Origin of the sequence: Paracoccus acridae, from assembly GCF_014642735.1 — a bacterium.
Lineage (GTDB): Bacteria > Pseudomonadota > Alphaproteobacteria > Rhodobacterales > Rhodobacteraceae > Paracoccus > Paracoccus acridae.
Window position 1 is genome coordinate 1 of sequence record NZ_BMIV01000029.1, and the last position, 23,615, is coordinate 23,615.

General features: G+C 62.5%; 23 protein-coding genes and 1 pseudogene. 16 read left to right on the plus strand and 8 right to left on the minus strand.

Going from position 1 to position 23,615, the window contains the following annotated elements; translation table 11 throughout:
• Positions 1-1,014 (plus strand): OmpP1/FadL family transporter (locus tag IEX25_RS18410; protein WP_188717083.1); only part of this gene is annotated, 1,014 nt, incomplete at its 5' end.
• A gap of 269 nt (positions 1,015-1,283) precedes the next feature.
• Here the strand turns inward: IEX25_RS18410 and IEX25_RS18415 are convergent.
• Both IEX25_RS18415 and IEX25_RS18420 read right to left on the minus strand, forming a co-directional pair.
• Complete coding sequence (locus IEX25_RS18415; RefSeq protein ID WP_188717085.1) at positions 1,284-1,505, minus strand: DUF3072 domain-containing protein; 222 nt, start codon at positions 1,503-1,505, stop codon at positions 1,284-1,286.
• Between the two features lie 504 nt (positions 1,506-2,009).
• Positions 2,010-2,234 (minus strand): DUF1127 domain-containing protein, encoded by a 225-nt coding sequence (locus IEX25_RS18420; RefSeq protein WP_229665444.1) that lies wholly within the window; start codon positions 2,232-2,234, stop codon positions 2,010-2,012.
• A 663-nt stretch (positions 2,235-2,897) separates the two neighbouring features.
• Between IEX25_RS18420 and recD2 the strand changes: the two genes are divergently transcribed.
• Positions 2,898-5,096, plus strand: a complete 2,199-nt coding sequence (gene recD2 / locus IEX25_RS18425) for an SF1B family DNA helicase RecD2 (protein WP_229665452.1) — start codon at positions 2,898-2,900, stop codon at positions 5,094-5,096.
• Between the two features lie 122 nt (positions 5,097-5,218).
• On the opposite strand, the gene IEX25_RS18430 is transcribed toward recD2, so the two are convergent.
• The 6 genes from IEX25_RS18430 to IEX25_RS18455 all read right to left on the minus strand — a co-directional run bounded on the left by IEX25_RS18430 (position 5,219) and on the right by IEX25_RS18455 (position 9,916).
• Positions 5,219-5,452 (minus strand): zinc finger domain-containing protein, encoded by a 234-nt coding sequence (locus IEX25_RS18430; RefSeq protein WP_188717087.1) that lies wholly within the window; start codon positions 5,450-5,452, stop codon positions 5,219-5,221.
• Between the two features lie 355 nt (positions 5,453-5,807).
• Positions 5,808-7,025, minus strand: coding sequence for a DUF1173 family protein (locus IEX25_RS18435; RefSeq protein ID WP_188717089.1), 1,218 nt, complete (start codon positions 7,023-7,025; stop codon positions 5,808-5,810).
• The gene (locus tag IEX25_RS18440) at positions 7,015-7,497 is read right to left on the minus strand and encodes a thermonuclease family protein (protein ID WP_188717091.1); all 483 of its coding nucleotides are present in this window, start codon (positions 7,495-7,497) and stop codon (positions 7,015-7,017) included. Before IEX25_RS18440 ends, IEX25_RS18435 begins: the two co-directional genes overlap by 11 nt.
• A complete protein-coding gene (locus IEX25_RS18445) occupies positions 7,494-7,841 on the minus strand; it encodes a hypothetical protein (protein ID WP_188717094.1) in 348 nt (115 codons plus the stop codon). Before IEX25_RS18445 ends, IEX25_RS18440 begins: the two co-directional genes overlap by 4 nt.
• Positions 7,838-9,085, minus strand: coding sequence for a replication initiation protein RepC (repC, locus tag IEX25_RS18450; protein ID WP_188717096.1), 1,248 nt, complete (start codon positions 9,083-9,085; stop codon positions 7,838-7,840). Before repC ends, IEX25_RS18445 begins: the two co-directional genes overlap by 4 nt.
• Positions 9,086-9,346: 261 nt before the next feature.
• Positions 9,347-9,916, minus strand: coding sequence for a hypothetical protein (locus tag IEX25_RS18455; protein ID WP_188717125.1), 570 nt, complete (start codon positions 9,914-9,916; stop codon positions 9,347-9,349).
• A 410-nt stretch (positions 9,917-10,326) separates the two neighbouring features.
• Here IEX25_RS18455 and IEX25_RS18460 point away from each other — a divergent pair, with 410 nt between their 5' ends.
• From IEX25_RS18460 to IEX25_RS18525, 14 genes and pseudogenes are all read left to right on the plus strand, one after another.
• Positions 10,327-11,991, plus strand: a complete 1,665-nt coding sequence (locus IEX25_RS18460; RefSeq protein WP_188717097.1) for an RcgA family putative transporter — start codon at positions 10,327-10,329, stop codon at positions 11,989-11,991.
• A 17-nt stretch (positions 11,992-12,008) separates the two neighbouring features.
• A complete protein-coding gene (locus IEX25_RS18465; RefSeq protein WP_188717099.1) occupies positions 12,009-13,016 on the plus strand; it encodes an alpha/beta hydrolase family protein in 1,008 nt (335 codons plus the stop codon).
• Positions 13,017-13,513: 497 nt separating this feature from the next.
• Positions 13,514-13,885, plus strand: coding sequence for a hypothetical protein (locus IEX25_RS18470; protein WP_188717101.1), 372 nt, complete (start codon positions 13,514-13,516; stop codon positions 13,883-13,885).
• Positions 13,886-13,970: 85 nt separating this feature from the next.
• Complete coding sequence (locus tag IEX25_RS18475; RefSeq protein ID WP_229665453.1) at positions 13,971-14,696, plus strand: lytic transglycosylase domain-containing protein; 726 nt, start codon at positions 13,971-13,973, stop codon at positions 14,694-14,696.
• Between the two features lie 14 nt (positions 14,697-14,710).
• Positions 14,711-15,016, plus strand: a complete 306-nt coding sequence (locus tag IEX25_RS18480; protein WP_188717103.1) for a TrbC/VirB2 family protein — start codon at positions 14,711-14,713, stop codon at positions 15,014-15,016.
• Positions 15,016-15,291 (plus strand): VirB3 family type IV secretion system protein, encoded by a 276-nt coding sequence (locus IEX25_RS18485; RefSeq protein ID WP_188717105.1) that lies wholly within the window; start codon positions 15,016-15,018, stop codon positions 15,289-15,291. Before IEX25_RS18480 ends, IEX25_RS18485 begins: the two co-directional genes overlap by 1 nt.
• The gene (locus IEX25_RS18490; RefSeq protein ID WP_188717107.1) at positions 15,284-17,635 is read left to right on the plus strand and encodes a VirB4 family type IV secretion/conjugal transfer ATPase; all 2,352 of its coding nucleotides are present in this window, start codon (positions 15,284-15,286) and stop codon (positions 17,633-17,635) included. Before IEX25_RS18485 ends, IEX25_RS18490 begins: the two co-directional genes overlap by 8 nt.
• A 126-nt stretch (positions 17,636-17,761) precedes the next feature.
• Positions 17,762-18,913 (plus strand): lytic transglycosylase domain-containing protein, encoded by a 1,152-nt coding sequence (locus tag IEX25_RS18495; protein ID WP_188717109.1) that lies wholly within the window; start codon positions 17,762-17,764, stop codon positions 18,911-18,913.
• Positions 18,910-19,701 carry a type IV secretion system protein gene (locus tag IEX25_RS18500; RefSeq protein WP_188717111.1) on the plus strand — a complete coding sequence of 264 codons (792 nt, stop codon included), beginning with the start codon at positions 18,910-18,912 and terminating at the stop codon, positions 19,699-19,701. Before IEX25_RS18495 ends, IEX25_RS18500 begins: the two co-directional genes overlap by 4 nt.
• A gap of 2 nt (positions 19,702-19,703) precedes the next feature.
• Positions 19,704-20,240, plus strand: a complete 537-nt coding sequence (locus IEX25_RS18505; protein ID WP_188717112.1) for a hypothetical protein — start codon at positions 19,704-19,706, stop codon at positions 20,238-20,240.
• A complete protein-coding gene (locus tag IEX25_RS18510; RefSeq protein WP_188717114.1) occupies positions 20,240-21,280 on the plus strand; it encodes a TrbL/VirB6 family protein in 1,041 nt (346 codons plus the stop codon). The genes IEX25_RS18505 and IEX25_RS18510 overlap by 1 nt, the downstream gene beginning before the upstream one ends.
• A 24-nt stretch (positions 21,281-21,304) precedes the next feature.
• A complete protein-coding gene (locus tag IEX25_RS18515) occupies positions 21,305-21,991 on the plus strand; it encodes a VirB8 family type IV secretion system protein (protein ID WP_188717116.1) in 687 nt (228 codons plus the stop codon).
• Positions 21,988-22,719, plus strand: coding sequence for a TrbG/VirB9 family P-type conjugative transfer protein (locus IEX25_RS18520; protein ID WP_188717117.1), 732 nt, complete (start codon positions 21,988-21,990; stop codon positions 22,717-22,719). The genes IEX25_RS18515 and IEX25_RS18520 overlap by 4 nt, the downstream gene beginning before the upstream one ends.
• Positions 22,719-23,615, plus strand: a pseudogene (locus IEX25_RS18525) (hypothetical protein); the annotation flags it as partial. The gene IEX25_RS18520 and the pseudogene IEX25_RS18525, both read left to right, overlap by 1 nt.

Consider the following 23,615-nt stretch of genomic DNA (forward strand, 5'->3'; position numbering starts at 1 on the left):
ATCACAGGAACAGACCTGCCGCTTGGCCTCTATTCCGGTGGTGAGCGCACCGGCGATATTGCGCCCTCCTACGACAACTTCGGCTTTGCCTATAAGCACCAGTTCAATGAACTCTGGTCAGCCGCGATCATCCTGGATCAGCCATTCGGGGCCGACATCGCTTATCCAGCCAGTGGTTCGTTCAATCTCGGCGGAACCGGCGTGGTCATCAACAACACCGACCTGACCGGCATCATCCGCTTTGCTGTTCCGGAAAGCGGCTTCGGGGTTCACGCGGGTCTCCGCGGAGCGCGCACGGATGGACGCGTGACCTTGGCCGGCGCAGCGTTTGGCCCCATCAGCGGCTACCGTGTCGATGTGGACAGGGATATCGCTTATGGGTGGCTCGCCGGGGTGTCGTGGGAAAGACCGGACATCGCCGCCCGTGTGTCCCTGACCTATAATGCAGTGATCGAGCATGACTTCGACATCTCTGAGACCGGTCCTCTTGTGGATCCGGATGGACCCGGCCCCGCGCCGGCCTTGGCGCTTCTGGACGGGCGGTCCAGGCTGACGGTCAAGACGCCGAAATCCTGGAACCTCGAGTTCCAGACCGGCATCGATCCCAACACCCTTGTCTTCGGCTCCATCCGCTGGGTGGATTGGTCAAGCTTCCGCGTGGACCCTGAGAAGCTCCTTCAGGTGACCGGCAGCGGCCTTGTCGATCTCGACGACACAACCACCTTCACCATCGGCGTGGGCCGCACATTCACCGAGACCTGGTCTGGCGCAGCAAGCTTCACCTACGAGAAGTCCGGCAATGACCTTGTCTCGCCGCTGGCGCCGGTCAACGGCCGGAAGGGCATCAGTCTGGCAGCCATCTACACGCAGGACAGGATCAGGATCACGACCGGCATCAGTTATACCAGGCTGGGGGATGCCCGGCCCGAGACCGGCACGCCTGATACAGCCCGCGCCGAGATCGACGGCAGCCACGCATGGGGCGTCGGCATACGGGTCGGCTACAGTTTCTGAGGGCCGAGAGTACTGGGCATCTCCGAAATCCGCGCCCTTTGCACCGTAGCCTGCTGCGCTCTCGTAATGACTGGGGGTTCGCCCAGCGTCAGATTGGCAAAAGGGCACTGCACCAGATCATCCGGAGCTACACAGAACCGTGTTGCGTGATACATTCGGAAAAAGGGTGCCGGCCCCCAGGAGCATCGGCACCGCATCGCCCTACAAAACCATAGTTGCCCGAACTCATGGCCTTTGGGATGTCGCTCCGCCTTTCCGACAGCGAAGCCCTACTGGTCTAGGCCCAGCTTGGCTTTCAGCGCATCGATGCGCTTTGAGGCCTCTGCCTTGCTGATGGTGTCGTCAAAAGTGTCGGGATCGTCGGCCTGTTCGCTCAACGTCTTGAGATAAGACGCCTGGGCGCCGGTCATCGGGTCTTCGCCGCTGACCCAGCTGTCGGGATCTTTCTCGGCATTGTCGGTCGGGTGGGATTTCGGGTTTTCATCGGCCATGGGGCACTGCCTTTCTCAGGATGCTGCAAGGAAACACGCGCTTCATGTTCCGGTTCCGTTCGCGTCCGTCCAGAAGCCCGGAGGACAGGAGCAGCAAGGCGAGGCTGATGAAGATGTCTCCGGCAAAGCTGCCCTCAGGGTCAGACAAAGAGGAACCGATCAGGTGATGAGGATAAGACCAACCCTCTCAGTGGACGACGAGTATCCGGTCAGTTCGGAGGCGTTGCTCCAGCATCGGTGTCCATCATGAAAAAGCGGCAGCACCCAGGGAGGAGGGGGTGCTGCCGCGGAACGCTGGCCCAGGGAGGAGGAAGGGCCGCGTATGGGTGCGGCAAGGCCAGGGAGGAGGAGAGGCCGTTGCCGCCAACGATCGGACCATGGGGAGGAGGAGAGGTCCGTCGCATCGGGTGCCGCCAATGGAGCGGCTATGTAGGGGCGGCATCCTCTGGCAGAAAAATGCCGCCAGCCCCGGCCCAGGGAGAAGAGGGCGGGAAGGTCTATATCTTACTTCGAACCCCAAGCGGCTTCGTGAGCCAGGCGGGTGATCATCGCGCGGCTGATGCCCAGGTCCGCCAGGTCGCGGTTGGTCAGGGCGTTCAGTTCACGCACGGTCTGGCGATAGATCACGCGGCGGGCGCGGTTTTCCTGCATATGCTGGATCGCAGCCATCAGACGGCCAGCGATGCCAGAGGTGGCAGCGGCGTTGTAGGTCTGGGCAATCGTAGCCATGGCGGGTTTCCTTTTCAGCGTCTTTGTTCTTGCATCTGCGCCCTGCCCGGATTGGCCTTGCGCTATTTCGATGCACCAAAGATGGCGCTAACGCTGCACTCGCACAACCGATCCTTTGGGGATGCTGCCATGCAGCGTCTGCAAGGGAAGGACTGAAGCTGCGGGCCTCTCTCTCGCGGCGGAAGGCGTGAGGCTTGTCGGATACATCCGTTGAGAGTCATTTTGTGCTTCAAGAGCAGGCGCTGCTTGCCCATTCTCTTTGCTGGATGCCGATGATCACAACACGCCCCGCGGCGATCAGCTTTGAAGGGAGGACTTGACGTCTTTCAAGAGGAACACGGCTGACGAAACTGTCAGGTGGGCAGCTGCCTTAAGGGAAACACCTGAGGTCTTCATCGGGAAGGGCTTCCGGAAGACTGACCCTGGTTGTGCCCTCCCCTTTGACGACGGGAGGATGTGAAGGGTGGGGTGCGGATTGCGGATGTCTGATCCGTTCGCCCGCAACAGTTCGGAACTTGGTTCAGGACCTGGCTGGCATATATCTGCTGACACGAGATGGTCGAAGACGCGGAAAGATGTCGCCCGCGATGAAGGCCAGACGCAATGCGATTGGTGCAACATGCGGTCAGGGAACGTCGCGGGGTTGTTTGGTGGGGATTGTGGATGGCGCAGGTGATGACCCCGGATACCCACAATCCTACGGAGGTTCTGGCCGGGCCGGTCGAGCGGGTGACCTTCCACAGTCCCGAGAGCGGCTTTTGCGTGCTGCGGGTCAAGGCGCGCGGGCACCGGGACCTGGTCACCGTGGTGGGCCATGCCGCGATGATCTCGGCGGGCGAATGGATCACTGCCTCGGGTGTCTGGCTCAACGACCGCACCCATGGCCTGCAGTTCAAGGCGCAGTTTCTCAAGGCCTCGGCGCCCTCGTCCGTCGAGGGCATCGAGAAATACCTCGGCTCCGGCATGATCCGGGGCATCGGGCCGGGTTATGCCCGGCGGCTGGTGAAGGCCTTCGGCACCGACGTCTTCGATGTCATCGAGGCCGAGCCCGAGCGCCTGCGCGACGTGGGCGGCATCGGCCCGGTCCGGGCCGCCAGGATCACCGCCGGCTGGGCGGACCAGAAGGTCATCCGCGAGATCATGGTCTTTCTCCATGGCCACGGGGTAGGCACCGCGCGAGCGGTACGGATCTTCAAGACCTACGGCACGGACGCCGTGCAGGTGATGAGCGAGAACCCCTATCGCCTGGCCCGCGACATCCGCGGCATCGGCTTTCGCACCGCGGACACCATCGCCGAAAAGCTCGGGATCGAGAAAACGGCCGCCATCCGCATCCGGGCAGGCGTGTCCTTTGCGCTGAGCGAGGCCATGGGCGACGGCCATTGCGGACTGCCGCGTTCCGAGTTGACCGGCCTTGCCGAGACGCTGCTGGACGTGCCCCCTGCCCTCATCGAGAGCGCCATCGGCGATGAGCTTGCGGAAGGGTCTGTGACCGCGGACCGGGTGGGGGAGGCGGACTGCATCTTCCTGACCGGGCTTTATGGGGCCGAGCGCGCCATCGCCGGCCACCTCGGGCGCCTCGGCACCGGCCCCCTGCCCTGGCCCGCCATCGATGCCGATCGTGCCCTGCCCTGGATCGAGGAGAAGACCGGCCTCAGCCTGGCCCCGAGCCAGGCCGAGGCGATCCGCCTGGCGCTCAAATCCAAGGTTATGGTGATCACCGGCGGGCCCGGTGTGGGCAAGACCACCATTGTGAACGCCATCCTGCGCATCCTCGCGGCCAAAGGTGTGAAGCTCCTGCTCGCAGCGCCCACCGGCCGCGCCGCCAAGCGGATGACCGAGACCACCGGGCTGGAGGCCCGGACCATCCACCGCCTGCTGGAGTTCGATCCCAAGGCCTTCGCCTTCAAGCGCAACGAGGACAGCCCACTCGACTGCGAGCTGCTGGTGGTCGACGAAAGCTCCATGGTCGACGTGCCGCTCATGCAGTCGCTGATGAAGGCGGTGCCAACCACCGCGGCACTTCTGATGGTAGGCGACATCGACCAGCTGCCCTCGGTCGGCCCCGGCCAGGTGCTGGCCGACATCATCGGCTCGGGCGCTGTGCCGGTGGTGCGCCTGACCGAGGTCTTCCGCCAAGCCGCACAAAGCAGGATCATCACCACCGCGCATGCGATCAATGCCGGACGCCTGCCCGACCTCGCGCCACCGGACGGGGAGACGGACTTCTACTTCGTGCCGGCTGGCGATCCCGAAGAGGCCGTGGTGCGCATCGTGGAACTGGTCAGCCGACGCATCCCCCGCCGCTTCGGTCTTGATCCGATCAAGGACATCCAGGTCCTGTGTCCCATGAACCGGGGCGGTGTCGGCGCCCGCTCGCTCAACATCGAGCTGCAGAAGGCTTTGAACCCCGCCGGCGACAAGAAGATCGAGCGCTTCGGCTGGACCTTTGCGCCGGGCGACAAGGTCATGCAGGTCGAGAACGACTATGACAAGGACGTCTATAACGGTGATATCGGCACCATCGCCGATGTCGATGCGGATGAAGGCGAGGTCGCGGTCGACTTCGACGGCCGCACGGTTGTGTTCGCCTTTGGCGAACTCGACACCCTGGTGCCGGCCTATGCCGCCACCATCCACAAGAGCCAGGGATCAGAGTACCCTGCGGTGGTCATCCCGGTGATGACCCAGCATTACACCATGCTGCAGCGCAACCTCCTTTATACCGGCGTGACCCGTGGCCGGAAGCTGGTGGTGCTGGTCGGTCAAAAGCGCGCCGTGGCAATCGCGGTCAAGAATGCTTCGGGACGCCGCCGCTGGTCAAAGCTCGACGAGTGGCTGACTGCGGGCCAGGCGCGCTGACGGTATCTTGGGCCTTCGGCTTCTCAACGAACCGATCCCCTGCACAAAGAGCGTACGAGGTTCGCTGCGAGCCATGCGGGCAGCTCATCCTCATCACAAGGCCGCCAGATCCTTTGCCACCTTCAGTCCCGCTCGCGTCCATGCGGGTCGATCAGCCAACCGCTCGCGGCAGGAACGATGGCGGCAAGATCGCCATACTGCTCGACGAACTCACGGTCGGCCTCCGCCTGGCGCGCCCTGTGCAGATCGGGCGACAGCTGGCCGTTGGCGCCGCAGCACCATTCATCGGGCGCCTTGCCGCAGGTGGGACAGCCGACCGCCAGGGCCGGATGTTGATGCGCGGTGAAGTTGGGCATGGACGTGTCCTCCCTATGTCATGGAGATGGCGTGCAGCAAGGGTATGAGGCCTGCTGCCGAGGGCTTTGCCGCAACAACGGAGGGCTTCGGCGCAAGGCCACGCCTGGAACCGGTCCCGGTCGTCGCCCGGATTACCGTCCGAGGAAGCGCTGCGGCCTGTTTCTAGCATCATGGCCAAGAGTCTGCGCCTGGGCTCCCGGCAGGTCCAATGACAAATCGGAATCAATCCGCCAGCAGGGATTCGTCGCGCTGATGAGTGACGCAAGCCTGATTGGTGTGTCGGCCTCGCTACTGGCTGCGGAACGGCAATGTGACCCGGCTTCAGAGCGTGATCAGTTTGCCCGGGGTTGTGGATCAGGTCCGTGCGACATGGTCCACGCGCCGCGGGAGCTCTGGCATGTCGAAAACGCCCGCCGGCCAGTGCCAGGCCGGATAGATACCTTCTGCAGCAATCCGGCGCAGGTCCTCCTCATGGTTCGCCGCCATGTCCGGTGCCGGCGCATAGAGCGCGATCGGGCCGTCTCCGTCGAGCAGCACGGCGGTGGCAATGGGCGCATCCGGCGGCAGGTTGTAGGGCAGGCAGCGGACGAAATCCCGCTCGGCGAGGGCTTCGAGCAGCGCATGATCCCGCTCGCCCGCAAAGGGGATCCACCGGCCATCGACCGCCATCAGAGCAATCTCCCGGATCTCGGCGTAACTGCCTTTCACGGCAAAGGTCGCGATGGCCATCAGGTGACTGTTTGGCGTGGCCTCGACGAGCCGCACCTTCCGGGCAGCAGCCCTGTCGAACCGCTTGACTGTGTCGCTGTCGACGAAAACGGAAAAGTCCGGCAGATGCTTGAAGCGGAGCTTGCGGCCGTATTGCGCGGGCTCCTGTCCCTTGAGTTCGGCCACCAGCAGGCCAAGTCCCGTGGGCTTGCCCGCCACAGGCCGCAGCCTGTGGAGAAAGCGCCGCCGTTCGCCTGCCAGGCGCTCCTTGTCCTCGAGGACGTAGGGAGGCGGAACAAAGAGGATGTCCGACAGCGGCCCAGACCGGGTCCGGGCGCGGGCCCCCGCGAAGCAGAGCTCGCGGTGCACGATCCACCAGCTGCGTCGCCCGTAAGCCCTGCGCCATGTCGTCAGTCCCGCAGCGTCCCAAAGATAGTGCAAGAGGGCAAGGAGCCGCAGCCTGCGCGGGCTGGCGGTCACCGATACGGTATCCGCTTCACCCTCATCGGTGGGCGACGACGGCCTGCTGCCGCGCAGGGACAGCGAAAAGCCGAGCCTGAGCATCGTGTCGCCTGCCTCGTCTGTAACGATGGCCTGCCCGGAGAGTGGCCCAAGCCCGGAGAGTTCCGGGGGTGGATCGAAGGACGGGCAGGCAAGGTCATGCGTATGCCCGGTGCCGGGCATGCGCTTGAGGTGAAACACACCATTGATCAGGGCCACATACATGGGCGGTTCGGCTTCGCAGCACTGGCAGAGTGGGCGGGCATGACCGTCATGCGCCCGAGCGAGGATCCCTTGCAGCTCGGGCGCATCGTCGCAAAAGCGGACATGCCCCAGCCGGTAACACTTGCCGTCAGCGCTCATCGTCCGCTCCCTCCCTGTGCTGCCGGTCCCCTGCTCTGCGCCAGTCCGCCGGCCGCATGGAGCTGCCGCGCCAAATGCCCTGCTCGTCGCCTGCAGGCACGGCCCATCGCTCGCGGACCAGCCACGCGGCCACATCGGCACCGCACGAGGCGAAGCCCGCCAGATCGCGGCCGTAGCGGTCCAGACCAGCGACATGGCACGAAACCTGCCGAGCGATGGGCGCCGCCAGGACTTGTGGGAGGTCCCAACCGCATTTCCATGTCTGCCTGGCTGCGTCGTGGCAGATCAGGTCCGGTTCAGGGGCGCCCATGCCGAGGATGCGGATCCGCCACCCACCGATGACAAGGGTATCGCCATCGATCATCCGTGCAGGCCCTGCCACGCCGGTAGCAAGTGTCATGTGTTCCTGCGCACCCAGCAGGAACATTGCCGCCACCAGGATCAGCAAAGAGAGCCGCGCCGCTTTCCTCATTTCCGCCCCCCGTCCGACGGCGGCTGCGGATCGACCCCGAGACGCGCCCGGAGGCCAAGCGCTGTCGCACGCTGCACGAAGGTCTCTCGCGCGGCAGAAACGGCGCGGGCCCCCGCGAGGCTATCCTGCCATGCCTGATCCAGGCACTGGAAATGCTGGGTCAGTGCCGAGAAGTAGCGCTCGAAATCAGCCGCCACCAGATCGACATAGGCCTCGATATCCGCGTCTCGCTCTGGAACCCAGGGCTCCTCGGGTGGAACGCAGACCGGAGCCTGCGCTTTTGCGGCAGGAGAGATCAAAAGCACCGTAAGCAGGGCGGCGGTGATGAAGCGATGAGGCGTCACAATGCTTCCTCCCGTCGGCGGCGTTCGCTGAGGCCGATCAGACTGCCCATCATGTTCAGGTGACCCTGCAGCCAGGCCCGCGTCATGCCCCGCAGATAGCCGCCGGGGCTGATGATCGGCGCCACAGGATCGTCCCGGCGCGCGTCCAGGATCAGCATGGCCACCGTTGCGCCATCCACGCCCATGGCTTTGAAGGCATCGGACCAGGCAGAGGGGTGAATGCCCAATTCCAGCACGCGCCGCTCCGCCGTCCAGACGAAGTCGTGAAACCTCAGGCGCTCGGGATCAGCCCGCCCGGACAGGTAGAACTGCATCTCGGGTGAGGCGAGCCGGAACAGCCGCTCAGGGCCGACTTTGGTGAGCCATTCGCTTCTGGCCGCGTTCGGCCCACCCTTACACCCATCTTCGGCGTCTTGTCTGCTGCTCACCGTTGGCTGACGAGAAGGTTGGCCGAACACCACCTCCACCGCAGACCCTCTGCCCTCGGTGCGGGCATCACAAGACAAGGAAAAATCTTCGCTTGTATCTTGTAGAGGGGACCGCTCGTTTTCGAGCGGTCGATCGGTTGATTTCTGGAGCGTTTCGAGCAGATCGAGGGCGGCTCGCGTCAGGGCGTCCGCTTCCCTCTCGTGCGCGGCAAGCGCATCCAGCGTCATGGCGTGCAGCCGGTCGGCGCCAGGCCAGGCAGCCCAGGCATCCTCCATGGCTTGAACACGGGCATCCTGAGAGGCAACGTTGCGGAGCTGCTCCAGAGCCCGTCGGAGACAGCGCCAATGAGTACTGCGTTGACCCCGAAGATAGATGGCTTCACGGCGCGCTGTGGTCAGCTGCGCATCGAGAGCAAGCAAATCGGAAAACCGGTTGATGACACCACTGAAGAACAGCCCGGTTCCGGCGTGGCGGGATCGGCTGCCATTTGCGGCCGTCCTTCGCTCGAGAAGCCCCGCCTGCTCGAGCCGTGCAGTGTGCGCACGCAGCCGTGCCTCGGAAAGAGCAAGCATTTTTGCAAGTTCAGACGCAGCTGCATAAACGCTTGGCTCTCGGTCGGGCTCGATCCACTCTGCTGGCCGAGTCATGGCAGCAAGCCGGGTCCATGTATGCGCAGCCGCTCGGCCGACGCCGAGATGCGGGGCGATCCGCTCCACAAGGTGAATAAAGGCGTCGCGCTGCCACCCGGAAGGCAGGGATGGGTAGACTGGCAGATCGCGACGGGAATGGGCCTTTGCTGTGAACGTTCGTGCCATTTGCTCCTCGGAAACTGGGAGCACGGGAGCCGCAGCCAAAACGCATTCGTTCGCACGGATGCGTTTTCACGCTTGATTTTTGGGACGGATTCAATCACGATCGCTCCTAACAAGTAGAGCTGATACAGGTCTGCAAACCTGTGTTATCGAACCTCCCCTCGTGCGGACCCCGCGCGGGGGTTTTCTATGTCTCAGTGATCGTTTGTATGACCTCGTTGTCCCTTCTTTTCGTCGTGGACTGCTCAACGGCCGGTACAGGCATCAGTAGCTCACCCACTCCATGGAATATGCACCGGTGTAATCCTGCATGCGCAGCACGACGGCCCGAAAGCTTGGACCGTACTCACTTAACAGCGTGCTCCCGGTTCTGGCCCGAACTGTGGGGTCCAGCCATGCAGGCCAGTCCTCCTCGTCAACGCTTTGCCGCACAAGGCGACCAGACGCATCGTAGGTGCCTCGCACAGTATCCAGATACATGTCCCGCCCTCCACTGCCGCTCGTCACGGACTTGGCAAGATACCAGACCTCGATCGCGTCACGGTATGCCGCGACTTCCGGCGACAAGGTCCCCGCGCCGTCAGCCGGCAGGTCGGGACTGCTCCCCATGGGACATCGCCAGAGTTGCAACGGCGGCTCGATGGGCCAGGGGGTGATGCGACGGATGACCTCGGCTTTGGCGGCCGAGCATTCGGCCGATGCCGGAAAGCCGCCAGCCATGCAGAGCAAGATGGCGCAATCGATAGGATAGGCGAGGGCAGAAGAGGGGGTGAGTGCCGGGACTGCGACAATCAGCCCGGCCGTGACGATGTTGCGTATGTGCCAGCAATTCATATCATTGCACCTATCTGCACTGCAGATCGGTATTATGATTACTCCCCTTGTCCCTACGTGGCAACCGGCGATTGCGAGTACGTCCGCGGGCGGATGGCCCTCGAAGGATCGAAGAAAAAGTTTTCGGGAACAGAAATCTGGGAAAACTCACCCGTGTTCCAGCGATAAAGCCCACGGGTTGTCTGACCCTCGACAACCGTTTCCGTGAGGATCGCTTCCCGTTTCGTCGTCTGATCTTGATGCATCATCTATTCCTCCGCCCAGTGGGCACTATCTGCCCGCAAAAGAGTGGCTTGTGTCAGGTCTTGTTCGCCATCGAACTGACAAAACCCTTTCTGCACCCCCAGTAGCTGTGCTTCCATAAGGGAAGAAGTCACGAGAGGATACGAAGCCAGGCGAAACGAAACGAAATGGAACCCGCCAGTCCGCTGACAAAGAACAGTAAGTTTTTTCTGCCACCCCCGAAGGACGGGAGTGACTTCAAGGAGCTCTTCGCCCGAATAGCTGCCACAGGTGCGGGTCGGCCAGCGGACAAAGATGGATTTCCCCCTGGCCCATGGACGCCCGAACTTCTTGCAGAAGCAATCTCTCAGATCGAGGGCAATCGAGCCGGGGTGGATCTGAGAACGGTGCAGCTTTGGTTTCAGGAGAACGACAGGGGCATCAGCCCTACCAACATTCGGTGGCTGGCGAGAGTTTTAGGTTGTGATGATCCGGTCGCGACCGGCGATTGGCAGGTGGAACTCAGCACGGCACAATCACAGCTGACAGCCAAGAGACGAAAGCAGACCGGCGCAGAAGAACCCGGAGCGTTGGAGAACACAGATGTGGCCCCACCTGCGTCCTCCCGTAACGAGGCAGACCCGCCGCCAGAGACACCAAGCGAGAACACCCCTACTGGATCGTCTCGGCGCTTCAGTCTGGCAAGTCGATCCGAGGCACTCTTCAGTAGCCGATCCTTGCTGGATTTGCCGGCATCGGTGTTCGCGGGCGCCGTGGCACTGGGCTTCATGTCGTACGTTGTCGACATCCACAGCGTTTTCTATGCCCATCTGAACGAAGCGACCAAGCAGGTGGGGTTTTTGTGGGCGCCGAATTGGACAATTCTCTTCTTGGTGATCCTTCCCCTCTACCTGATGTTTGCGGGTGATTTGATCGCCTATTGGAAAAAGGAAGGGCGCGTGAAGTTTACACTGGGACGAAAAGACCAGTGTACTCGTGACTGGATGCGCCGCGTTGAAGATTATTCATATCCATACTGGGCAAGTCTTCTTGTTTGTTTGCCCATTGCCTCTGTAGCGCAATGGATCAACGAGTGCTTGGTCCCACTGCTGACGAGCGATCCAGGCAACTTTGGTGTGGACTGGGGCCGTATAGCAATTTTCCGTCCAGACGTTATCTCGGTGCCGGAAGCCGTCGTGTTCACAGGCGCTGCGTACCTCTATATGGGTATCTGCTTCTTTATCTTTTTTGCGGGTTTGATTTTACTTTTTACACTGGCCGATGACCTGTCAAAGATCGGACAGGCACCAGAACTTTGGTCCTATGCCGAGCGCCGGAAAGAGATCAACGAAGCCTCTTCCAGAGTAATGCTCGGAATATTTCGTTGTACCATTTTGGGGATCCTTATTGCGATCTGCATGAGGATTCAAAACATGTTCATGCTATCGCGAGCAGAAACGATCGTGTCGTGGTTAGTTGACGACTTGATGAGGGTCTTGAGCGGACGACAGGTAATCCTTGATCGCCTTCCTTATAGCCGACCCACGCTTTATAGCAGCCTTCTCGTTGTCCTGACGACGTGTACAGTCTTCCTGCATGGTGCCGCTCGAGTTCGCTGGATGTGCGCACAAGCAAAAGCGATAAATGCTGCTGAGGAGCCACGTGAAAAGCGGCTACACGATTACTCCGGTCAGTCTAGTCTGCCGTGGGGGATGATGTTTGGGGTTGTGGGGTTACTCGTGGCCAACTACCTGCTCATTGGTGTCTTTGCGGGCTTCTCCGTTTTTCTAAGCCTCGGCGGGCTGCTCGCGATATACAGTTTGATCGATCCCGGCTTCCGGTATGGAAGGTGAGCGAGAGGACAATCCAGGTGTTTTACAAGTGGCTTGATCATTGGGAGGAACGGCGCGCGCAGCGCGGAGACGAAGGAAAGAAGGTAACGGATGTCGTCCTTGCTGCCGAACTGGCCTTTCCAGGGGCGGGCAACGTCGCAAGCATTGCAGACTTTTGTGACCTTGCAGACCGGGCCGTTGCAGATCCTTCGTATTTCGATGAACCGATTGGATCCGAGTTATCGTTCGAAGCCGGAAATGGGTGGATCAGCTTTCCTTCAGACATATCCACAGAGACTGACGAGAATAATACGGTTTTTGCTCGAATAACGAAGGGCAGATCTTTTGATCACGCTTTGGTCGTGTTTCATCACTGGAATGCGCGCTCCCGGAACGATCTGCTGGCAAAGTCATTTGCCCGGCAAGACATCACGGTTGTTGAGATCGCATTACCCTATCATCTGGAGCGTAAGCGTCCGGGCTCCTCACATGCTGACTATATGCTGAGCGCAAATCTCGGCAGAACGATCCGGTCCGTACGGCAAGGAGTGCTGGATGGCAGGAAACTCATACGGTGGCTCAGGGCTGAAGGCTACAAAGAAATTTCTGTACTCGGAATAAGTCTAGGATCTTGGGTAGCTGGACTGATCGCAGCCCATGATCCGACTGTCAGAAAGGCTGCGTTGTTTTTGACGGCGGGAAGCCTTGCCGATATGGTTTGGACTGGCCGTGCAACCCAATCGATCCGGGCCAGCTTGGAGCCGGCGATCAAATTACCCGACTTAAACAGGGCTTGGGGTCCCGTAAACCTGGAGAACTACACGGATCGGCTTGCTCGGCCAGAGTTGGACATTTTGGTTGTTCTGGCTTTGAGAGACAAGGTCGTGTTGCCGGAACTGTCCAAACGGTTTGTCGACCGGCTGAATGACGCCGGAGCCAAGCTGGACCTCCTGGAAGCAAACTGTGGCCACTATTCCCTATCAATCCCCCCGTATGTCATTCAATCCGGACGGAGATTAAGGGCGTTGCTCTGTCGGCGGCCTTGAACGGTCTGGACTTTCCTTTTCTTGTCCAAGTCACTTCCGTCATAGTGAGCACGGAGAAACGATGGCAATGGTAGTCGGGTCGGATATGCGCATCGATGCTCGACCTGTTCATCGGTATATCTGCCGTAGGGCAGTGCAGGCGGCAGACACTTTCCTCTGGACAGGCGCGACTCGCGGTGTCCGAGCCGGGCAAGGTCCGCCGATGGCAGCAAGCGGGAGTGGATCACCAGTAGGCGTGGAACGGGCATCATCAGGTCGCCACGAGCAGGTTCGACTGGGCAAAATCTTTTTGGCTTCAAACTGCTCAAATGTAACGTGAAGTCGAGTTTAGAACGATCAAGCTTGTGGAGTTGCTATAGCTTGAAGATTCTTTCCCAACACGGATAACAGACACTCGGCAAGGAAGGTGAGAATCTCCGTTTTACCTACTTGCGCGGTGAATACGTATTTTGATAGTCTGGCGTAGACGCGTCAGGCTGCTTTGTGGAGCGCGTCGCATGACCAACCAAGTCCAGGTTAGCAACGAGGTGCTCACCGTTGACATGTGTAGGGAAAAACTCTTGGACGGCTGGGAACTTCACGTGGTTTGTGCTGAAGACCCTGTCCCAGCACAAAACACGGTCCGAGGGTCTTGGTACCTGGTGGCCTTCGAGCCAGAAACAGGCCGCTTTGGTGTGGTCGTCGCTCAGAGAGACCTGTACCGTGAACGACGGCGGGCTGAGCAATTTGGACGTAAGCTTGATCCGTCTGATTACGCGTACAAGGAGATCAAGACCACCACCGGGCTGTTCAACGCTCAGACGGATCTGGGGATCACCGCCACGGTTATTCCCGGAGCCAAAGGCGTCACCATGGTGGCGCGGCTCTAACTCAGGCAAACAAAACGCGTCACCCGCATCTGCGCTTCGGATTGCTTATCGTCCGGACCGCAGAAAATTCGTTTGGAGCCTTGTCGTGGAAACGGCAACCTCGTTCAAACGAGGGCAGCATGGTTCTGTCAAAACTGGGATCTTAATCAGCCTGATCGGATCTGTCTCACCTGCCGCAGCCGATGTTCTGCGCTTTGACGCAAGCGGAAGGCAGATTGGTATAAGGGGTTCCAGTTCCGTGCAGCACTTCGATGCTGACGGTCGTCGCATCAACTTGCAAGCACGAGAAGGTGTGGCCGCTGATAAGGGAGCGGCCAACTCTGGCAACGCTATGATGTTTTTGGCGCCTTTGGAGACATCACTATCTGACCAGCCAGGCTCTGGTCGTCGCGCGACCGGCATCGCTGCCACGCGAACAGTGGCGCTCCGTTATCAGCATCACCCTGCCCTCTCGCAGAACGATATCTCGCCGCGAGAGTGGGCCGCTCTGTTCCAAGCCCTGGTCTGGCAGGAGTCACGCTTCAATCCCCATGCGGTGAGTCACAAGGGTGCCATAGGCTACGCGCAGCTGATGCCTGGTACGGCCGCAAGGCTCGGCGTGAACCCGCGCGATCCGATGCAGAACCTCGATGGCGGCGCCCGCTACCTCCTTCTTCAGCTGCAGGTGTTCCGCTCTCCGCTTCTGGCGCTTGCTGCCTACAATGCCGGGCCTGGTGCCGTCGAACGCTACCACGGCGTTCCACCCTATCGGGAAACCCGTGACTACGTGATCCGCGTGCTCGCGGAACGAGACCGCCTCCTTCGAAACTAGGAAAGGCCACCCTCATGGCTCCGATCCGTTTCCTGATGCCTACCCTCCTCGCCGCGATCCTTGTAGCTGCCGTTTCTGGCGATGCTTTGGCGCAATCGGGCGTGGACTTCACGAAAGCCGATACGGTCGGTAACGACTTTGTCGCCTGGATCCGCGGCAACATCGCCACTGTCTTCTTCACGGTGGCCCTGGTGCTGGCAGGTTTTGCAGCCGCTTTCAACAAGATCAGCTGGATGTGGGTGCTGATGATTGCCGTCGGCGCCTTTCTGGTCTTCGGCGCGCCGGGCTTTGTGGCGGACCTGAAGGCGGTCTTCAGCTGATGGAGCGTCATGCCGTCATTCTCGGGCTGTCGCGCCAGGCCAGGCTCTTGGGCCTGCCGATGCCCTACACGATGGCGGTCGGCGCGCTTGTCATGCTGCCCTTCATCTGGGTCAAGGCCGCCCCATGGCTGCTGACCGCACCGCTCTGGTACGGCCTCGCCCGCCTGATCACCGCAATGAACCCGAACGGCCACAAGGCTGTGGCAGTGGTGATGAGGAAGACCCCGCCGCCTTTGTCGCGCAGGAAGCGAAGGCTGGGCCGCCACTATGTTTAGCGCCCGTACCCTCCCGGTCAGCGAACGCGCGCGGCGCCATGTGCCGAGATCGCCGCAGGTCTATGTGGAAATGCCTTATGCGCTGGAGATTGACGATCATACTGTGCGTACCCGCGAGAACGCGCTGATGATGAGCCTGGAGATCGGCGGCATCGACGGGATCACCGCCTCCGACCGGGACATCCTCGATCTGGCCCGGAGCTTCGCCGCCATCCTTGACGGCCTCGATGACCGGTTCACCTTTTACGTCCACCGGCTAATGCGGCCCGCTGCCTTCGGGTTGAAGCCCCTCTACGGGGAGGGATTCGCGCAGGACGTGGAGATGACTTGGCGCGGCCATCTGTCCGGCCGCGCCTTGAGGGAGTTCATGCTGGTGCTCACGGTGGTGCGCAACAAGCGGGTGCCGCTCAAGGTGCCATTCTTCGCAAAGGTGGCCGGGCAGCTTCTCGACCGCAACACTGCCGAACGCCTGGGGGAACTCCGCGAGGTCGTCTCGATCCTGGAGACGAGCCTGCCTCTGAAGACGCATCGCCTCAGCATCAGCGACGGCACGCTTCTTGGCTTTTATGCGGCCATCAACACCGGACTTTACCGGCCCGAGTATCGCGGGCTGCACACGCTGATCGCCGAGGACGTTTCGCTGCTGTCGGTCCGGTTCAAAGGACCACTAGCCGAGTTCCACGACGGCTTTGACGGGCCGCGCCATGCGGCCGTCCTGTCGGTCTGGCGCAATGCCCAGCAGACCTGGCCGGGCATGCTCGACGCCCTTGATGCCGGTACCGACACGGTGATCTCGCATTCCTATACGCCCGTTGCCATGGGCAAGGTCAGCGAGCTGGCCAAGCGCCGCATCCAGCAGATGGAAGCCGCGGGCGATCTGGTGGGCTCCATCGCCGCTGATCTGCACCAGACCTATGACGACGTGGAGTCGGGCCGCTGCGGCTTCGGCGAGCACCAGCTGACGATCACGGTCTTCGCCGAGAGCCCGGCCGCACTGGAGGCCAAGGTGTCTCAGGTCCGCAGCGTGGCGGAACAGGCCAAGGTAAAGCTGGTGCGCTGCAATGACACGATGGCTGCCACCTACTTCGCGGCCCATCCCGGCAACCAGGACTACGAGATCTGGAGCCCGCTCACCAAGTCGATCAACTTCGCCGACATGGCTTCCTTCCACATGGCGAGCGCGGGAACCAGGCCAGAGGCCCTGCCCTGGCGCACGCCGGTCACGGTGTTCCAGACGGTAACGGGTGCCGCGCATCGCTTCAGCTTCCATGCGCCGGGCGATCCCAAGGCCGAGCCCACCATCGGGCACACGCTGTTTCTTGGCCCCTCGGGCAGCGGCAAGTCCTCGCTGATGGCGTTTCTGGCCGCGCAGGCGCAGCGAACGGGTGCCCGGATGATCCTCTTTGACAAGGACCAGGCACTGCGCATGGCGATCACGGCACTTGGGGGCCGGTATGCGGCCATTCGCGCGGGTCAGCCCACCGGGCTCAACCCCCTTCTGACGGAGTGCGGCCCCCGCGGAGAGGCCTGGCTTCTGGACTGGCTGGCCCGGCTGGTCGAGCGCGACGGTCCCCGGCTCACGCCGCAGCAGGCCGAAGCGCTCAAAGGTGCCGTTCGCCAGAACGGTCAGGCACCGGAGGCGCTCAGGACCTTCGCCCATTTCGGGGACCTGATCGGCGATGTGGGAGATAGCCGCGAACTGGCGATGAAGCTTGCCGAATGGGCACCCGAGGGGCGCTACGCCTGGGTCTTCGGGGACGCCGATCAGCCGGTAATCAATCTCACCGCGCCTGTGACGGGGATCGACCTGACCGAGATCCTGTCCATGGCCACGGAACGCACGGCGGTGCTGTCTTATCTGTTTCGCCGCCTTGAGCTTCTCTTCGAGGAGAAGCGCCCCACCCTTCTGGTGATCGACGAGGCCTCCACTGTCTTTGACGATACCTTCTTCGCCCGGTGGCTGCCGAAGTGGCTGGTCACAGTGCGCAAGCTCAATGTCGTGGTCGTGCTGCTCACGCAGTTCCCGTCCCAGATCCGCGACAGCCACTCCGGCTCGATCATCCAGGCCATGCCAAACCAGATGATCTTTCCCAACCGGGCGGCCGACGTCGCGGATTATGAGGGCTTCGGCTTCACCGAGAACGAGCTACACTTCATCCTGACGGGACGGACGGGCGAGCGTCAGGCCCTGTGGCGGCACGGTGACGGCTCCACGATCCTGGATGTCGATCTCTCGCCGCTCGGCCCTCTTCTGACGGCGCTCGGCGGCGGCGAGGCAGGCCGCCGGGCCTTCGGCGCCGACTATGCCGCGCGGCCTCACTTCTGGAGGACCCACGATGCGTAAGCTCCTGATGCTCGCGGGCCTGGCTGCCCTGCTCGCGGGTTGTGGCGACCCACCGATCCGTAAGACCAACTGCTGGTCGGGCATGGCCTTCGTGGCCACAAGTCCCTGCAAGTAGGGGGTCGTGCGATGCAGGCCCGCGTTTCCGCTCCAGCCTGCATCCTGATCGCCGCCATGGTGATCCCCGCAGGCGTGGCGGGGCAAGGCGTGCCGGTGATCGATGCGAAAAAGGTTGCCCTCGAGGTGCTCGGCCTGCGCGAGGAGGTGGCCAGGACAGGGGAGCTGCAGGCCAAGAACGAGGAAAGGCTCCGACAGATCGCGGCGCGGGGCGATCAACTGGTGGCGGCGCAGGAGACGCTCAATCTGCTGTCGGAGACCTCCCGCTTCGTACCGGGTCTCGAGGGAGTGGGGGTCTCGGGCAACGGTGCCTTCACGGGAGCCACGGAGATCTACGCCACTCCCGACAACAACCCTTATGCCGCCCGCATCATGGGCGATGCGCCGCTCACGATCGAGCAGATGATCTCCGACACCGCGCAGGCCCATGCCGGACACCCCGCCCTGGCGCGAGCGGGCATAGATGCGGTCGAGTTCCGCTGCTGGCTGCAGGCGCTTGTCAAGCAGGAGTCGAACTTCTCCATCGGCGCCCGCAGCCCTGTCGGCGCTTTCGGGCTGACCCAGATCATGCCGGGCACCTTCACCGAGCTGGGCATTCCTGACGATGGCAGCCGCCAGGATCCCCGCACCCAGCTTGATGGCGGGGCGCGCTATCTCCTGAAAGGTCTCGGCATGTTCGGGACCATGCCTCTCGCACTCGCCGCCTACAATGCCGGTCCAGGTGTGGTCCAGAAGTACGGTGGCATCCCGCCCTACGCGGAGACCCGAACCTACGTCGCGAAGATCACCGGCTACTACAACCGCTATGCGGCCCGCATGGGCGGTGATCCGCAGGCGATCGGCACGCTCGATCCACGCGACATGGCCATCGCCGAAACCTCGAATGTCTCGGACGCGGCCCTGGGCTATGCCGCGATTAGCCTGAACACCATGCACGGCTCCATGACCCGGCTGGAGGACATCCTGCGACAGGTCGAGACAACCCGGTCTGCGAAGGCCGCCATGGATCTGAACACTTATGCCCGCGCCGAGGTGGCGCGCATGGCGGTGATCCTGACCCGGCTGCAGGCGGTGGAGCGCAAGGTCGAGGCCGCCCGCACCGCGCTGCTCCTCGAGGCCTATGCCCGGGATGAGGATTACCTGAACATGAGGATCGATGGATGAGACAGATCTCGAATGCGTTCGCACTCGGCGCCCTTTCCTGCGCCCTGGCCCTGCCCGTCACCGGACAAGGCGTGCCCACCATCGACGCGACCAGCCTGGCCAAGCTCGTCGAACAGCTCACCGAGGCAAAGCTGCAGTTGAAGGAGCAGATCGCCCAGAACCTCAAACTCGACGAGCAGACGACCCAGCTCCTCCAGCAGATCGTGCTCCTGCAGGACCAGATCGGCGCACTCAGAGACGGGCTCACCCTGGCCGACCTCGGCGTCGATCCCGACAGCTTCCTCCGAGACATCCTGCCCGGGTTCTCGGACCTGACCACTTCGGTCGAGGCAGCGCGCATGGGCGACTGGACCCGCGTGCTGGCCTCGGGCGACATCCTGGGCAGCGGGCGCACCGTCACGGGTCATGTGGATGGCACCTTCGCGACCGCAGGCTTGTCTCGGGAGCGCGTCGACACGCTGACCAGGAGCGAGGACCAAACAGCGGCAAGGATCGGGCAGTCCGCGAACGTCAATGCCTTCATGAGCGTGGCGGCGGAAAGTTCGGCGCAGGCGGCCACCGAGAGCCTGACACGGCTCGATGGCCTTGTGCAGACCATTCCCGACACGGCCGGGCTGAAGGAAGCGATCGATCTCAACACGCGGGTCACTGCCGAGCTTGGCATCGCGTTGGCCAATGTCTGGTCAATGGAGGCGATCCAGACAGTTGGTCAGGGTAATATGGGAGTCATGGACGCGGCGACCGCGGCCGACGAGGAAAAGTACCTGCGCATGAAGCTGGAGGACTGACCATGACACGGACGGCATTGCTGAGCGGACTAGTGATCCTGGGCCTGGGCACGATGGGACTGGCACAAACTTCCAGAGAGCCTTCTGACCTTCCGGAGCCGGAACTGCAGGAGCTCTTGGATCGACAAGTCGAAATGAGCGAGGCCGAGAAGCAGGCGGAAGTAGATTTTCTGAACCTCGACCTTTCACCCGATGTGGACGTGTCCAGTGTTGAACGGGTGCCAAGTGCGGCACAAAACCAGCCGAACCGGACGTGTGAAAAAACGCCGGAAATGCGGTCGAACGTTCGGTCGCCTGGTGGGCCAGGCAAGCGCGCCTATCGAGACATCGCTGTTTATCTTTCAACGACGAACGTCATCGCAACACAGGACTGCACCTGTGCCGGAAAAATCATTCCACACGAGACGGTGGCCAAGTTCGAGGAACGGTTGCGCAAGGAATTGGACGTGGATGTCCTTACGCCTGACCACACTCGCGGCCTCTACGAGGCCTACGAACGACAGACCAAGATCGTCGACGCCATGTGTGGAGAATACTGATGGCCCTGGTAGAAACCATCCTTAGGGATCTGGACGCAGCGGTCCTCGACGTTGGCGAGACATACTTCACGTCGACAGCCGATGCTCTCGACCCCATGCTGACGATCGTGACCACGCTCCTGATCGCCTTGGTCGGTGTCAACATGGCGCTTGGCGCCTACCGCCTTTCCATGCGCGACGCTTGGCAGGTCGTGTCACGCATTGTGCTGGTGTTCCTCTTCGCCCGCTCCTGGGCAAACTTTGGCACGATCTATGATGCGCTCTCTTCAGGCGCGGGCAATCTCGCCCTCAGTTTCTTCCACGGCGGGGCAGCCACGCCCGAGGCCGCTATGGACAAGTTTGCGGTGCAGATGTCGGATGTGGCGGACGGGGCCGCGGCGGCTCAAAGTGCCATCGCCCGGGGCGTGATCGCCGGGTTCCTGTTCATTATCCTGTCGGTCCTGATGGCAGCCTATGTGCTGATCGTCGGCTTCTCGAAGATCATGATCGCATTCCTGCTGGGCGTCGCGCCAATGGCGATGATCGCTACCCTGTTCGAGCGCACCAAATCCCTTTTCGAGGCCTGGCTGACCTCGTTCGTGGGTTATCTGATGTATCCGATTGCCGCGGCAGCCGTAATCGGCGCTGTCGTATCGATGGCGGAGGCTCAGTTTACACCCCAAGCTGAGGTCGAAGACTTCTCGATGATCCTCGGCTTTCTGTGCGTCGCCTTTGTCGGCATCTTCGCCCTGCTGGCGATCCCCACGGCGGCGGCCAACATCACCGGCAATTTCAATCTCGCGAACTTCGCTCCCGAGGCGGTGAGGTTGGTGGGGCGTCCGGTGCTGCTTCCTGCAACTGCGACTGGAGCCGGGATACGCAGGGGAGGAGAGGCGCTCAAGGCCCGTGGAGAGGCCCTTCTATCCGGGGTCGTCACGGGCAAGACGCCCATGCTGGCCGCCCGTGCCCGGGACCGCGCTTGGGCTGAGAAGGGTGCCGATCTGCGCGCCAAGCTGCGCGGCATCAACATCATGCAGGGCAAGGGTGACAGCGGCGCATGAGGCGCCCGAGTTCTGGAGAATGCCATGAAGGACGGCGAGGCTGACAGCAGGACGATCCTGGAAACCGAACTGATCTTTGGGGTCCGTCGGCGCGAGCGGCTGGCCTGGGGCGTGGCCATCGGCGGGGTGTTGGTGGGCCTCGGCGGGGTCGCCGTCGCAGGGCTGACACTGCCCCTAAAAGAAACACAGGCTTTCGTAACCATTGTGGACAAGGACACCGGTCTGGCGGAGCGCGCGGTCCGGATCGAGGCGGCCGGTGTCGAGCAAGGCGTGGCTGTCGAGCAGTCGCTCCTCTACAACTACGTCAAGAACCGCGAGACCTATGACGAGGCCGATAACGAAGCCCGTATCCTGCGGGTCTACCGCATGTCCGCGACCCGCGTGCAGGCGGCCCTGAAGGCACAATGGGACAAGGCGAACCCGAACTATCCGCCGCTGATCTATGGCGCGAGCGGCAAGGTCATCGTGGATGTGCTGTCGATCACACCGGTTGCCGAGAACACCGCCCAGGTCCGCTTTACCAAGCGCCTCGAAAAGCCCGGCGAGCCGGACCGGATCGGCAAATTCTATGCCACGGTCCGCTATGCCTTCGAGCCCACGACCGCGAGTGCGGTGGAACTCGTCTGGGAGAACCCCTTCGGCTTCACCGTCACCGATTACCGCGTCACGGCAGAAAGCTTTGAGGCTCAGGATATGGAGGCCCGGCCATGATCCGCTCCACCACAATCGGCGTACTGCTTGCGCTTTCCCTACCCGCCCTGTCCCACGCCGAGGCCCGCCCCCGTGCGGGCGGAAATGACAGCCGCCTGACCTATGCTACCTTCCAGGAGGGGCAGGTATATACCGTCAACACCCGTGTCCGGAACGTCACTCTGGTCGAACTGGGTGATGGCGAGACAATCCGCTCGATTGCCATCGGCGACAGCGAGGCCTTTCAGGTCGAGAAGCTTGAAGGCTCCAACGTCTTTACCGTCAAGCCGGTGCTCGAGGGCGTCAGCACCAACCTGACCGTTGAGACCAACCGGCGCTTCTACTTCATCCATGCCGTGGAGTCGTCGCGGGCCACGCCCCACTGGTCGGTGAAGTTCACCGTGCCGGGCAGCGGCGGGCCTCGGTCCCGCAGCGCGGCCACGGCGGCAGCAATCCCGCCGGAGGTGCCGATGACCTACCGCGTCCTGAGCCACAGGGGCGCAGCGGAATTCACGCCGGTCGGGATCTCGGATGATGGAAAGCGGACTCTATTCCAGATCCCGCCCGGCGCGCCCATCCCGTCGGTCTTCCGGGCCGATGCGAAAGGCCGGGAGTACAGCGTCAACACCAGCGTAAACGGTACCGTCATCACCGTGGGCGCGCGCTCGGAACGCTGGGTGCTGCGCTATGGCGACGCCTATGTCTGCGTGGAGGGCACGAGGCCTGGTGCCGGTCAGAGGACGCGTTGATGGCGGAAGCCGATCCCCTTGAGGAACGGCTGCGCCGGATGCAGCCACCGGCCGCCAAGCCGCCCCTGTGGCGGCGGCTGGCGCTACCTGCCGGGATGCTGGCGGCCGGACTTGCGGGGGGCGCCTATGTGGCAACGGTGGTCCCGTCGGGAGACCCGGCTCCATCCCCCTTGCCGACCTCGGAGGTCCGCGAGTTCCAGGATGACACGGGGCTTGACGGCTTCACGCTGACCGAGAACGAGCCGAACCCCGCGCCAGCCCCGCCGGACACGCGCACCACCGTGCGCACGGTCGCCGATCCGCAAGCCCAGGCTGAGGCTGCGGCAGCACGTGCGGCCCTGGAGCAGGCCAGAGCCGATCTCGCGGCAGCCAGGGCAGAGCTTGCCGCGGCGCGGGCCAACCCAGAGACCTCCGCCGCCGATCTCGAGGCATTGCGCGCGGAGCTGGACCAGCTGAAGGATGACATGGCCAGCAAGGACCAAGCACTGGATGAACTGTCCCGCGAGAACCTGCGCCTGCAATCCGATCTGGACCTGGCTGCCGAACTGGCCAACCAGACGCAGGTGCAGGCCGATCTGGAAGCGCAGCGCCTGGCAGATCTGGAGCGGCGCCGGTCCGAGCTTGAGGCCCGCCGAGCCGAGGAAGAGGCGCTGCTTCAAGCCCGCACGCAGTCGGCAATGGTGGCATACCGGTCAGGCGGCGGCGGGACAGGCGAAGACGATGGGCCGGGTGGCATCGACGAGCGGTCTGACGCCGCCGAACGTTTCCGGAGTGCGGGTCGGTCCGAGGCCGTACAAGCCGAGGTCATCTCCGAGCCCTCGCGCACCGTGGTCCAGGGCACGCTCATTGAGGCGACGCTCGCCAACGCCATCTCAAGCCAGCTCGAGGGCAATGTC